The 12,617-nt window shown below is 61.7% G+C and carries 12 protein-coding genes; 10 read left to right on the plus strand and 2 right to left on the minus strand.

Annotated elements, in window-relative coordinates; genetic code table 11:
• Positions 1–114: 114 nt before the first annotated feature.
• Together AC3WJP_RS20980 and AC3WJP_RS20985 are read right to left on the minus strand one after the other, a co-directional pair.
• A complete protein-coding gene (locus AC3WJP_RS20980) occupies positions 115–1,335 on the minus strand; it encodes a CaiB/BaiF CoA transferase family protein (RefSeq protein WP_493723566.1) in 1,221 nt (406 codons plus the stop codon).
• 14 nt (positions 1,336–1,349) lie between these two features.
• Complete coding sequence (locus tag AC3WJP_RS20985; RefSeq protein WP_493723565.1) at positions 1,350–2,531, minus strand: acyl-CoA dehydrogenase; 1,182 nt, start codon at positions 2,529–2,531, stop codon at positions 1,350–1,352.
• 152 nt (positions 2,532–2,683) lie between these two features.
• On the opposite strand from AC3WJP_RS20985, the gene AC3WJP_RS20990 reads away from it, so the two are divergent.
• From AC3WJP_RS20990 to AC3WJP_RS21035, 10 genes are all read left to right on the plus strand, one after another.
• Positions 2,684–3,628, plus strand: a complete 945-nt coding sequence (locus tag AC3WJP_RS20990) for a LysR family transcriptional regulator (protein ID WP_493723564.1) — start codon at positions 2,684–2,686, stop codon at positions 3,626–3,628.
• Positions 3,629–4,020: 392 nt separating this feature from the next.
• A complete protein-coding gene (locus AC3WJP_RS20995) occupies positions 4,021–5,142 on the plus strand; it encodes a Re/Si-specific NAD(P)(+) transhydrogenase subunit alpha (RefSeq protein WP_493723563.1) in 1,122 nt (373 codons plus the stop codon).
• Positions 5,143–5,153: 11 nt separating this feature from the next.
• Complete coding sequence (locus AC3WJP_RS21000; protein ID WP_493723562.1) at positions 5,154–5,477, plus strand: NAD(P) transhydrogenase subunit alpha part 2; 324 nt, start codon at positions 5,154–5,156, stop codon at positions 5,475–5,477.
• Positions 5,477–6,910, plus strand: coding sequence for an NAD(P)(+) transhydrogenase (Re/Si-specific) subunit beta (locus AC3WJP_RS21005; protein ID WP_493723561.1), 1,434 nt, complete (start codon positions 5,477–5,479; stop codon positions 6,908–6,910). Before AC3WJP_RS21000 ends, AC3WJP_RS21005 begins: the two co-directional genes overlap by 1 nt.
• Before the next feature lie 219 nt (positions 6,911–7,129).
• Entirely contained in the window at positions 7,130–8,623 is a 1,494-nt protein-coding gene (gene scpC / locus AC3WJP_RS21010; protein WP_493723560.1) for a succinyl-CoA:acetate CoA-transferase ScpC, read from the plus strand.
• 318 nt (positions 8,624–8,941) lie between these two features.
• Positions 8,942–9,157 carry a DUF1127 domain-containing protein gene (locus AC3WJP_RS21015; RefSeq protein ID WP_493723559.1) on the plus strand — a complete coding sequence of 72 codons (216 nt, stop codon included), beginning with the start codon at positions 8,942–8,944 and terminating at the stop codon, positions 9,155–9,157.
• 320 nt (positions 9,158–9,477) lie between these two features.
• Positions 9,478–9,795, plus strand: a complete 318-nt coding sequence (locus AC3WJP_RS21020; protein WP_493723558.1) for a DUF2388 domain-containing protein — start codon at positions 9,478–9,480, stop codon at positions 9,793–9,795.
• A 185-nt stretch (positions 9,796–9,980) separates the two neighbouring features.
• Entirely contained in the window at positions 9,981–10,274 is a 294-nt protein-coding gene (locus AC3WJP_RS21025; protein WP_493723557.1) for a DUF2388 domain-containing protein, read from the plus strand.
• Between the two features lie 33 nt (positions 10,275–10,307).
• The gene (locus tag AC3WJP_RS21030; RefSeq protein ID WP_493723556.1) at positions 10,308–10,628 is read left to right on the plus strand and encodes a DUF2388 domain-containing protein; all 321 of its coding nucleotides are present in this window, start codon (positions 10,308–10,310) and stop codon (positions 10,626–10,628) included.
• The gene (locus AC3WJP_RS21035; RefSeq protein WP_493723555.1) at positions 10,625–12,583 is read left to right on the plus strand and encodes a DUF7844 domain-containing protein; all 1,959 of its coding nucleotides are present in this window, start codon (positions 10,625–10,627) and stop codon (positions 12,581–12,583) included. Before AC3WJP_RS21030 ends, AC3WJP_RS21035 begins: the two co-directional genes overlap by 4 nt.
• Positions 12,584–12,617 lie beyond the last annotated feature (34 nt).

Raw genomic sequence — 12,617 nt, forward strand, 5'->3', positions numbered from 1 at the left:
CGACTGCGCCGGAAGTGGGGCGAATTATAGAGAGATTCAAACCCGCGTCAACCGTTAATTTCAAAAAACTGTCATATAGGTCAAAACGCGTCGCTCCCTTTATATAGATGAGCACTACACCACTCCCGCCGCATGTAATTGCGCCACCTGCGCCGTAGACATCCCCAGCAACCGTGCCAGCACCGCCTCGGTATGCTCGCCCAGCAACGGCGGCGCCCGCCGGTATTCCACCGGTGTCTCGGACAACCGCAGCGGACTGGCCACCTGGGGAACGCCTCCCGCCAGCGCGTGGGGCAGGGTGATCGCCAACTCACGGGCCAGCACCTGCGGATCGGCAAAAACCTGGGCCAGATCATTGATCGGCCCACAGGGCACACCCGCTTGCTCCAGCACCTCCACCCATTGCGCCGTGGTCTTGAACACCGTGGCCTGGCGTATCAGCGGTATCAGCAGCGCCCGATTGGCTACCCGGGCCGCATTGGTGGCGAAGCGCGGATCGTCCGCCCACTGCGGCTGCCCGGCCACCGAAGCGAAGCGCCGAAACTGGCTGTCGTTACCCACCGTGAGGATGAAGTCGCCATCAGCCGTCGGAAAGTCCTGATAGGGCACGATATTCGGATGGGCATTGCCCAGTCGCCGTGGCGCTACCCCTGTGGTCAGGTAGTTCATGGCCTGATTCGCCAGGCACGCGACCTGCACATCCAGAAGGGCCATATCGATGTGCTGGCCCACGCCATGCAGATCGCGATGGGCGAGGGCGGCCAGCACCGCGACCGTGGAATATAGCCCGGTCAGGATATCCGTCAGTGCCACACCGACTTTCACCGGACCGGCACCTTGCTCGGCCTCGGATCGACCCGTCAGGCTCATCAGCCCGCCAAGCCCTTGGATCATGAAGTCGTAGCCCGCTCGTGCAGCATAGGGCCCGGTCTGGCCGAAGCCGGTGATGGAGCAATAGATGAGCCGCGGGTTGATCGCCCTCAGCGCTGTGTAATCGAGCCCATAGGCCGCCAGCCCGCCGACCTTGAAGTTCTCGATCAATATGTCCGACTGCGCCACCAGCTCGCGCACCAGTTGCTGGCCTTCAGCCCGGGTGAAATCGATGGTCACCGACTGCTTGTTGCGATTGGCCGACAGGTAATACGCCGCCTCACTGGTATCGCCGCCCTCGGTATCCTTGAGGAAGGGCGGCCCCCAGGCACGGGTATCATCACCCTTGCCCGGGCGCTCTACCTTGATCACGTCGGCACCCAGGTCGGCGAGGATCTGCCCGGCCCACGGCCCCGCCAGTACTCGGGACAAATCCAGCACCCGCACATGCGATAGCGCGCCCATGGTTCGCCCCTCTATTAATAGAACGCCTGCAAACCGGTTTGCGCACGCCCGAGGATCAGCGCGTGGACGTCATGGGTGCCCTCATAGGTATTGACTACCTCAAGGTTGACCAAGTGGCGGGCGACGCCGAACTCGTCGCTAATCCCGTTGCCGCCGAGCATGTCCCGCGCCATGCGGGCAATCTCCAATGACTTGCCGCAGGAGTTGCGCTTCATGATCGAGGTGATCTCCACCGCGGCGGTGCCTTCATCCTTCATGCGCCCCAGCCGCAGGCAACCCTGCAAGGCGAGGGTGATCTCGGTCTGCATGTCGGCGAGCTTCTTCTGGATCAGCTGCGTGGCCGCCAGAGGCCGCCCGAATTGCTTGCGATCGAGGGTGTACTGGCGCGCCGTGTGCCAGCAGAACTCGGCCGCCCCGAGCGCGCCCCAGGAAATACCGTAACGGGCAGAGTTGAGGCAGGTGAAAGGTCCTTTGAGCCCACGCACATCGGGGAAGATGTTCTCTTCAGGGACGAACACGTTGTCCATGACGATCTCACCGGTGATCGAAGCCCGCAGCCCGACCTTGCCATGAATCGCCGGGGCACTGAGCCCAGCCCAGCCTTTCTCCAGCACGAAGCCACGAATATCGCCGGCATCATCCTTGGCCCACACCACAAACACATCGGCGATCGGGCTGTTGGTGATCCACATCTTGGCGCCGCTCAGGCGATATCCGCCGTCGACCTTGCGTGCACGGGTGACCATATTGCCCGGATCGGAGCCGTGGTCGGGCTCGGTCAGACCAAAGCAGCCGATCCACTCGCCGGACGCCAGCTTGGGCAGGTACTTCTGTTTTTGCCCCTCGGTGCCGAACTCGTTGATCGGCACCATCACCAGGGACGACTGCACGCTCATCATCGAGCGGTAGCCAGAGTCCACTCGCTCCACCTCACGGGCAATCAGGCCATAGCACACATAGTTGAGGCCGCTGCCGCCGTATTGCTCGGGGATGGTCGCACCCAGCAGGCCGACGTCGCCCATTTCGCGGAAGATCGCCGGATCGGTCCGCTCATGGCGGAAGGCTTCCAGGACCCGCGGCGCCAGCTTGTCGTTGGCGAACTGCTCGGCACTGCTGCGCACCATGCGCTCCTCATCGGAAAGTTGTTGGTCGAGCAGCAGTGGATCGATCCAGTTGAAGCTTGCCTTGCCGGTCATGTGTGCACCCTCGAGTCGTTGGAGTTATGCAACGAGCCTAGGCGCCCTCGTCTCCCTGAGCAAACGAGGAATCCGCATGGCGTTGTGCTAATTTCTCACTCCATAACGCCAATAAAGCCCAGTCAGCCACAGCTGTAGTGAGGTATAGGTACATGCGCCGCAAAATCCCCAGCACCACGGCACTGGTGTGTTTCGAGGCTGCCGCACGCCATGAGAGCTTCACCAAGGCGTCGCTGGAGCTGTCCCTGACCCAAGGCGCGGTGTGCCGGCAGATCGCGAGCCTGGAGGAATTCCTCAGCGTCGAGCTTTTTCGCCGCTCGCGCAGAGGCGTGAAGCTGACCGAGGCAGGCCTGTCCTATAGCCGCCGCGTCGCTACCCAACTGGACGCCGTGGAGCGCGACACCTTGTCGGTCATGGGCCAGCAGGGCAGCAATGTCCTCGAAGTTGCGGTGGTGCCAACCTTCGGCACCCAATGGCTGCTGCCCCGGCTCAAGCATTTTCAGGCGCTGCACCCGGACATCACCGTCAACCTCACCAACCGCACGCGACCGTTTCTGTTCGCCGATACCGATTTCGATGCCGCTATCTATTTTGGCGACGGCGATTGGTCCGGTACCCAGGCCCACCCCTTGATGACGGAAGCGCCGGTGCCGGTATGCAGCCCGGCCACCCTGGCCAACCAGCCCAGCCTGAGCGCCGAGACCCTGGCACGCATGCCATTGCTGCAGCAGAGCACGCGGCCCTATGCCTGGCGCCAATGGTTCGGCTCTCTGGGCATGAATGTCTCCCGCGACATGACCGGCCCACGTTATGAACTGTTCTCGATGCTGGCCCAGGCCGCCATGCATGACATGGGTGTAGCGCTGATCCCGCCGTTTCTGATCAGACGCGAACTGGAGGAGGGCAGGCTCAAGGTCTGTAACGCGCACGCGCTGACCAGCAGCAAGGCCTATCACCTGATGATCCCTGAGCGAAAGGTCGAATCCGCCTCGCTAAGAGCTTTTCAGGACTGGCTGACCGCCGAATCACGTCGCTACGCCCAGCAGAACCAGAGCTGGATTGATGTAGTTATACCCATGAATTACCTACAGATATAACTATTTGACGCCATTAAGACATCTGTATTGCTGCACACAAAAACCGGCGCCAAGGCCTTGAACCCCGCGGCCTGCAGGGATTTACACCGCGACTTTCTGCCGCACTTTGGGTAATGCCGAAAAAATATTATTTAGCGCCGGATATTGGCTGCAAGCCCCGTAATGAAAGGCTCCAAGCGCCTATAGTGCGTCAAAGCACCACAGCCAAATATGTAGTAAAAATCTATTCCCCTTACATATGCTGTTGAAAGCGCCTCGGGAAGCCCTGCAAAATGCCGCGCCCCGCCATCTTCCGGCGGGTTGGTGCTGATCCGCCGCCCCCAGTCGCCACCTTGCTGCGTCATAACAACAGTAGCGCGCTGGGTACTCTAAAAAGATCACGGAGAAACGACGTGCACATTGGTGTTCCTCTCGAAACACAGACGGGCGAGACACGGGTGGCCGCCACCCCTGAAACCATCAAGAAACTGATCGGCCAGGGGCACAAGGTCACCGTCCAGAGCGGCGCCGGCATGCTTGCCAGCGTTACCGACAGCGCCTATGAAGCCGCTGGCGCAACCATTGGCAGCGCTGCCGATGCGTTTGCAGCGCATTTGGTGTTCAAGGTCAACGCTCCCTACGACAACGAGCTTGCCTTGATGCCGCCCGGCACCGTGCTGGTGGGCATGCTCAACCCGTTCAACAACGAGACCATTGCCAGGATGGCCGAGCGCGGCATTACCGCCTTCGCCCTCGAAGCCGCCCCGCGGACCTCCCGCGCGCAGAGCCTCGATGTATTGTCGTCACAAGCCAACATCGCCGGTTACAAGGCCGTGCTGCTGGCTGCCCATCACTACCCGCGCTTCATGCCGATGCTGATGACCGCCGCTGGTACCGTGAAGGCCGCGCGCGTGCTGATCCTTGGTGCCGGTGTCGCCGGCCTGCAAGCCATTGCCACGGCCAAGCGCCTGGGTGCGGTGATCGAGGCCTCGGACGTGCGTCCGGCGGTGAAGGAGCAGATCGAGTCATTGGGTGCGAAGTTTCTCGACGTGCCGTACGAAACCGACGAGGAGCGCGAATGCGCCGTGGGTGTCGGCGGTTATGCGCGGCCGATGCCCGCCAGCTGGATGCAGCGCCAGGCTCAAGCGGTACACGAACGCGCCAAGCAGGCCGACATCGTGATCACCACCGCGTTGATCCCGGGCCGCCGCGCACCGACGCTGTTGAGTGCCGAGACGGTCGCCGAGATGAAGCCGGGCTCGGTGGTCATCGACCTCGCCGCGCTGCAAGGCGGCAATTGCCCGCTGACCGTGGCCGACCAGGTCGTGGTGCATAACGGTGTGACCATCGTCGGGCCGACCAATCTGCCGGCGCAGGTGGGTGCCGACGCCTCGGCGCTGTACGCCCGCAACCTGCTGGACTTCACCAAGCTGCTGTTCGACAAGGAAGGCACGCTTACGATCAACCTCGAAGACGACATCGTCGCCGCGTGCCTGATGTGCCGCGACGGATCGATCGTCCGCAAGAACGGCTGAGGATAAAAATAATGGAAGACATGCTGATTTCTCACGGCGTCTACAACCTGATCATATTCGTGCTGGCGATCTACGTCGGCTACCACGTGGTCTGGAACGTCACCCCCGCGCTGCACACCCCGCTGATGGCGGTGACCAACGCGATTTCCGCGATCGTCATCGTCGGCGCCATGCTGGCCGCCGCCCTGACCGTCACGCCGCTGGGCAAGACCATGGGCACCCTGGCCGTGGCATTGGCCGCAGTCAATGTGTTCGGTGGCTTTCTGGTCACGCGCCGCATGCTGGAAATGTTCAAGAAGAAAGCTCCAAAAGCGAAGGATGAGGCTGCCAAATAATGAGCATGAATCTGGTAACCATCCTTTATCTGATCGCTTCGATCTGTTTTATCCAGGCCCTTAAAGGTCTGTCGCACCCGACCACATCCCGGCGCGGCAACCTGTTCGGCATGCTTGGCATGACCCTGGCCGTGCTGACCACCGTCGGCCTGATCTACAAATTGGGCAGCGAGATCGCCACCGCCGGCATCGGCTACGTGATCGTCGGCCTGCTGGTCGGCGGCACCGTGGGCTCGATCATGGCCAAGCGCGTCGAGATGACCAAGATGCCCGAACTGGTCGCGTTCATGCACAGCATGATCGGCCTGGCAGCGGTCTTCATTGCCATCGCCGCCGTGGTCGAACCGCAATCCCTGGGTATCGTCGCGCAACTGGGCGACGCCATCCCGACTGGCAATCGCCTGGAGCTGTTCCTCGGTGCGGCCATCGGCGCCATTACCTTCTCGGGCTCGGTCATCGCCTTCGGCAAACTGTCCGGCAAGTACAAGTTCCGCCTGTTCCAGGGCGCACCGGTACAGTTTCCCGGCCAGCACAAGCTGAATCTGGTAATCGGCCTGGGCGCGCTGTTTTTCGGCCTGACTTTCATGTTCACCGGCAGCTACCTGGCCTTCGCCATCATGCTGGCCCTGGCGTTCGTGCTGGGCGTGCTGCTGATCATCCCGATCGGCGGCGCCGACATGCCGGTGGTGGTGTCGATGCTCAACAGCTACTCGGGCTGGGCGGCGGCCGGTATCGGTTTCTCCCTGAACAACTCGATGCTGATCATCGCCGGCTCCCTGGTGGGCTCGAGCGGCGCGATCCTCTCGTACATCATGTGCAAGGCCATGAACCGCTCGTTCTTCAACGTCATCGGCGGCGGTTTCGGCGCAGTGGCGGATGCGGGCCCAGCGGGTGCCAAGGAAGCGCGCCCGGTGAAATCCGGTTCGGCTGACGACGCCACCTTCCTGCTGACCAACGCCGACACCGTGATCATCGTCCCGGGTTACGGCCTGGCGGTGGCCCGTGCCCAGCACGCGCTGAAGGAACTGACCGAGAAGCTGACCCACGCCGGTGTGACCGTAAAGTACGCCATCCACCCCGTGGCGGGCCGCATGCCCGGTCACATGAACGTACTGCTGGCCGAGGCTGAAGTGCCTTACGACCAGGTGTTCGAGATGGACGACATCAACTCCGAGTTTGGCCAGGCCGACGTGGTGCTGGTGCTGGGCGCCAACGACGTGGTCAACCCGGCGGCGAAGAACGATCCCAAGTCGCCGATCGCCGGCATGCCGATTCTGGAAGCTTTCAAGGCCAAGACCATCATCGTCAACAAGCGCTCGATGGCCAGCGGCTATGCCGGTCTGGACAACGAACTCTTCTACCTGGACAAGACTATGATGGTATTCGGTGACGCTAAAAAGGTCATCGAGGATATGGTCAAGGCTGTGGAATAACGCTTTTCAGCGGCAAGCCCCTCCCTACAGCGTCCACGTAGCGAGGGGGCTTGCCCCCGATCAAGAAGCCCCCCCACGGGGCTTTTTTGCATTAGAGGCAATGGTGTTTTACCGCAACTACCCGCAATAGAGCCTCCAACTTCGACCATGGTCGCGGCGCCACGGCGCTCTGCTTTCAATAGACTGCGCACTTTGCCCCGTGAAGCCGAGACAATAATCATGCACCGTGATCGTATCCGCCTGGACTCCTTGCACAGCAAGGTCATGACTGCGGCACAAGCTGCTGCGTTAATAGAAGACGGCATGACTGTCGGCATGAGCGGTTTCACCCGCGCCGGCGAAGCCAAGGCCGTGCCCACCGCACTGGCCGAGCGCGCGCGCGTGACGCCGTTGAAGATCAGCCTGATGACCGGCGCCAGCCTGGGCAACGACCTCGACAAGCAGCTGACCGAAGCCGGCGTGCTGGCTCGGCGCATGCCGTTCCAGGTCGACAGCACCTTGCGCAAGGCCATCAACGACGGCAGCGTGATGTTCATCGACCAGCACCTGTCGGACACCGTCGAGCAGCTGCGCAATCGGCAGATCAAGGCCGTCGACCTGGCGGTGATAGAGTGCGTCGCCATCACCGAGGAAGGCCACCTGGTGCTCAGCACCTCGGTGGGCAACTCCGCGAGCTTCGCCATCCTCGCCAAACAGGTGATCGTCGAGATCAACCTGTCGCAACCGCTGGAGCTCGAAGGCCTGCACGACATTTATATCCCCAGCTATCGCCCGACGCGCCTGCCGATCCCGGTGCTCAAGGCCGACACGCGCATCGGCAATACCGCGGTGCAGATCGACCCGGCAAAGATCGTCGGCATCGTCATCAGCAATCAGCCTGATTCACCCTCCACCGTGTTGCCTCCGGACGCCGAGACCCAGTCAATCGCCAGCCACCTTGTGGAGTTTTTCAAGAACGAAGTGCGCGAAAACCGCCTGACCAACAGCCTGATGCCGCTGCAGGCGGGCATCGGCACCATTGCCAACGCCGTGATGCACGGCTTGATCGACTCGCCGTTCAGTGGCATGACCATGTATTCCGAAGTGCTGCAGGACTCCACCTTCGACCTGTTCGACGCTGGCAAGCTGGCCTTCGCCTCAGGCAGCTCCATGACTTTGTCGGCGCGCAAGCATGAAGAAGTCTTCGCTGACTTCAATCGCTACAAATCTCGCCTGGTGCTGCGCCCGCAGGAGATCTCCAACCATCCGGAGGTGATCCGCCGCCTGGGGATCATCGGCATCAACACTGCGCTGGAATTCGATCTGTACGGGAACGTCAATTCCACTCACGTGTGCGGCACACGCATGATGAATGGCATCGGCGGCTCGGGGGATTTCGCCCGCAACGCGCACCTGGCGATCTTCGTCACCAAGTCGATCGCCAAGGGCGGCGCCATTTCCAGCGTGGTGCCTATGGTCAGCCACGTCGACCATACCGAGCACGATGTCGACATCCTCGTCACCGAGCAGGGTCTCGCCGATCTGCGTGGTTTGGCACCACGGGAGCGTGCACGGGTGATCATCGACAACTGTGTGCATCCAGATTTCCGCCAGCCGCTGAACGAATACTTCAGCAAGGCTTGCGAGGTCGGAGGTCATACCCCGCATATCCTGCGTGACGCACTGGCCTGGCACATCAATCTGGAAGAAACCGGGCGGATGCTGGCGAGCTGATCGAACACTTGGCGGACTGATTGAGCGCATCTGTATCAGTCCGTCATTTTTCCCATGCCGATAATTACAAACTGTACTACTGTACCGGTATTTTCTACCTGTTTATCGATCAAAAAACAGCTGAATTCACTTGGAAGGCACTTTTTCGGTGCAGACCCATACAGTTGCTTCATTTTCGATCAAAACAGTCCCTTAAAACAGTTAACTGAGCTCTCACAATACAGTTGAACTGTGCCTTGGGAGAACGCCTGCGCAGGAGGATCATTAGCTCCATACAAACCACTGACTGATCCCGCCACAAGCGGAAGGACGTACACCATGGAACGCACCGTTAGTTCCGACCTGCTCTTCAAATCCAGCACTGCAACCGCTTCGACTTCTGCACCTCTGCGCGTACTCGCCAACCTGATGCTGTGGCAGCGCCGTATCGCCAGCCGCCACCAATTGGCCCGTCTGGATGCTCGTCTGCTGGCCGACGCCGGTATCAGCGAAGCACAACGTTCCGAAGAGCTGAGCAAGCCTTTCTGGCGTTAAGCAACACCCGCTGGCCCAGGACCGAGCGTCCCTCACCAGCACCCAAATTCCAAAAGAACCGCCGCGCGAATTCGCAGGCGGTTTTTTTTCGCCTGCTGAAAATGGTGTTGCATGTTAACGCCTTAGCGATAGTCCGTCGGACGAAACGCTACCACTACAGTTTTGTTAACTGCTTTTAACAATAGATACAGTTCGAGGTTATTCCTGGCTATCTACCTGCGGGTACTGGCATTGACTTGCGGCAACGGCTCTAATAGAGCGATGCCAGAGCTGCCCAGCGCAGTGCTGGCTCATATCGCCATCGATCCAGGAGAACCACCATGATCCGTTCCCGTCTGCTCGGCGTTGCCCTGCTGCTGGCATTGCCCCTGGCAGCCAGCGCGTCCAGCTTTGTCGTCACTACCGATTCCATCGTGCGTGGCCTGAAAGCGTCATCGGATACCACCACGGATCTGTCCTCATCGCTGCGCGACAAGAAGATCGTCCGTGAAGCCCGCGAAGACGCCGCCAGCTTCGTTGCCTCGCAAGGTGACATCCGCGGCGTGCAACTGGAAAGCGCCCTAGCCTATATCCGCGCCCAACAGCCTCAGTTGAAGGCCAGCGATGCGCAGTTGGCCCAGGCGATCCTGGCGATCTGAGTCCACCCTGTAGCGAGGGGGCTTGCCCCCGAAAATCGCAACAGCACCGCACACCTGTGGTGATACGACGATTTCGGGGGCAAGCCCCCTCGCTACATGAATGTTTTGCCATATCCTACCGAGCGCTGGCCCTCAAACCGCGCTTTACGCTAGCCTGTATCGACCTCAACTACATTCCGAGACTCATGCGTTATCTGCTCCCGCTATGCCTGCTGTGCGCCTGGAACTCCACGGCCATGGCCTTCGATACCACGACTCAGAGTGTGGTCATGACCGGCTACGCCACCAGCCAGGTGACCACCGCGCCGTTCGATCGCAAGATCGTCCTGCGGGCCCGCGACGATGCGGCTGCATTTGTCGCCACCGATGGCGAGGTGCGCGGAGTACAATTGGAGTCGGCTCTGGACTACCTGCGTGCACGGCGTGCAAAACTTCATGCGAGCGACCTTGAACTGGCGCAGGCAATTCTCGTCCAATAGCCACTTTCTTAAATCTGTATCCGGAGCACCTCAATGCGTAACTCGCTGATCGCCGTCACTCTAGGCCTGCTGTGCGTGGCCGACATGGCCCAAGCGCACACCCTCGTCGCCACCAGCAACATCGTCGTCAATGCTTCGCGCCGCAGTGTTAACTTCACCTCCGATACCACCACCTCGATCCGCGATTCGAAAATCGTCCGTGAAGCCAAGGACGATGCCGCCAGCTACGTCGGCAGCAATGGCGACATCCGTGGCGCCCAGCTCGAAGCCGCCTTCGTGACCTTGCGCAACGCCGTGCCCGAAGCCCGCAACGCCAGCGACCAGGACCTCGCCGAAGCCATCCTCGCGCTGTGAGGCGCCTATGGGCCTGGTTGACGGCCTGCACCCTCCTGCTGTCGTGTCATACCGCCGTCGCCGCCCTGCAGCTTGATCTTGAGACTCAGGGCCTGACGCCGGCACAGGTGCAGGCCACCCAGACCCTGCTCGACGATGCCATGCACGCGTTGCCGCCGAGCTTCATCGAACGCCTGGATAGACGCATCACGGTCGGCTGGACCGACCACATGCCCGACGACGCCTACGGACAGGCCTCGCCGGTGTCCAGCCTCGACCTGAATATTCGCCAGCTGGCCAGCCTCACCGACGGCACTGCCGCCACCGAGCAGACCGGCCGGCCCCACGGCACCGTGCGCGCAGAACTGCTGGCCACGGTGCTGCACGAACTCACGCACATCTATGATCGGGCACGTCTGTGGGCACCCAATCAGCGCCTGTTGATCAGCCGCTGTGGGCGCCGCAGCGCCAGCCTCGGCGATGTCGGGCTGCCTGGTGAATGCCGCGGCGAAACCGCCCGACGCTTTACGCTGAGCGACGATCCGCGCCTCCTCGACCTGGCCGGCTGGCCGCAATACGTGGGCCGCCGTGGCGAGCGGGAAATCCAGAACCATCAGGTCGCCCGCAGCCCGGATCTCTACGAGATCAGCAGCCCCAAGGAATTCATCGCGGTCAACATGGAGTACTTCCTCCTCGACCCGAGCTACGCCTGCCGCCGCCCGGCGCTGTTCGAATACCTGCGCGATCACTTCGGCTGGGCGCCGGCCCATCAGGCCGCCTGCGAGCAAAGCCTGCCGTACCTCAATGCCGGCAGTGACTTCGCCAAGGAGCCGCTGGGCCATATCGACCCCGAGCGGGTTTATGAGGTCGACTACCTGCTGGCCGAAGCCAATCAGAACTGGGTCAGCCGCTGGGGCCACAGCATGCTGCGCCTGGTGATCTGCGCACCCGGGCGCCCGCGCGGGCCGGACTGTCGCCTCGATCTGGACCAAAGCCTGGTGCTGTCGTACCGGGCGTTCGTCAACGACGTGCAGTTGTCCACCTGGGGCGGGCTGATGGGCCAGTACCCATCGCGGCTGTTCGTGCTGCCGCTGTCCCAGGTGATCGACGAATACACCAAGACCGAACTGCGCAGCCTGGCTTCGGTACCGCTGAAGCTGAACCGCAGCGAAATCGAATCCCTGGTGCGTCACGCCGCCGAGATGCACTGGAGCTACGACGGCAGTTACTACTTCGTCTCCAACAACTGCGCGGTGGAAAACCTCAAGCTGCTGCGCAGCGGTACCGGCAACCCCAAGCTCGGCGACCTCGACAGCATCGTCCCCAACGGTTTGCTGCAGGTGCTCGAAGGCCGTGGCATGGCCGATGGCAGTGTGCTCGACGATCCCAAGGAGGCGTTGCGTCGCGGCTATCGGTTCGACTCTTATCGGGATCGCTACGACGCCATGTTCAAGGTGCTCAAACAACATCTGAACATTCCCCAGACCACGGTCGAGAGCTGGCTCGAGCAATCCGCCGCGCAGCGCCGTGCCTGGTTCGCCAAGGCCGACCTGCGCACCAGCGCCGCGTTGCTGCTGCTCGAGCAGGCGAGCTACCGACGCCAGTTGTTGCTGGCCCAGGAGGAGGTCAAACAGAAGTACCTCGGCGCCCGTGACCTCAAGAATGGCGGTATGGACAGCGCCAACAAGACGCTACAAAAGATCCTCGCCAACAGCGGCTTCCTCAGCCGCCCGGCCGAGCTGCTGGGCGCCGATGGCTATGGCCTGCCGCAAGGGCCGGAGATGCAACGCCTGCAATCCGAGAGCAAGCAACGCCAGGCGCAGCTGTTAAGCCTGAGCGACGACCTCGACAAGGAAGTGCGCAAGCTGCTGACCCCGGAGCGCCAGGCCGAACTGACTGCCAACGAGGACAACCTCAAGCAGATCGGCGAGCATCTGCGGGCGCTGCACAAGGCTGCTGGCGGTCTGGAGCTGTAGCGGCGCCAGCAGGTCCGGCCCCTTCGCGGGCAAG

This window comes from Pseudomonas sp. GW821-FHT01A09 (genome assembly GCF_058986725.1).

Coding starts and splice junctions, on each gene's coding strand:
- AC3WJP_RS20985 (WP_493723565.1), bottom strand. CDS start 2,531: ATGACCGGCAAGGCAAGCTTCAACTGGATCGATCCACTGCTGCTCGAC.
- AC3WJP_RS21015 (WP_493723559.1), top strand. CDS start 8,942: ATGGAACGCACCGTTAGTTCCGACCTGCTCTTCAAATCCAGCACTGCA.
- AC3WJP_RS20980 (WP_493723566.1), bottom strand. CDS start 1,335: ATGGGCGCGCTATCGCATGTGCGGGTGCTGGATTTGTCCCGAGTACTG.
- scpC (WP_493723560.1), top strand. CDS start 7,130: ATGCACCGTGATCGTATCCGCCTGGACTCCTTGCACAGCAAGGTCATG.
- AC3WJP_RS20990 (WP_493723564.1), top strand. CDS start 2,684: ATGCGCCGCAAAATCCCCAGCACCACGGCACTGGTGTGTTTCGAGGCT.
- AC3WJP_RS21005 (WP_493723561.1), top strand. CDS start 5,477: ATGAGCATGAATCTGGTAACCATCCTTTATCTGATCGCTTCGATCTGT.
- AC3WJP_RS21000 (WP_493723562.1), top strand. CDS start 5,154: ATGGAAGACATGCTGATTTCTCACGGCGTCTACAACCTGATCATATTC.
- AC3WJP_RS21030 (WP_493723556.1), top strand. CDS start 10,308: ATGCGTAACTCGCTGATCGCCGTCACTCTAGGCCTGCTGTGCGTGGCC.
- AC3WJP_RS21020 (WP_493723558.1), top strand. CDS start 9,478: ATGATCCGTTCCCGTCTGCTCGGCGTTGCCCTGCTGCTGGCATTGCCC.
- AC3WJP_RS21025 (WP_493723557.1), top strand. CDS start 9,981: ATGCGTTATCTGCTCCCGCTATGCCTGCTGTGCGCCTGGAACTCCACG.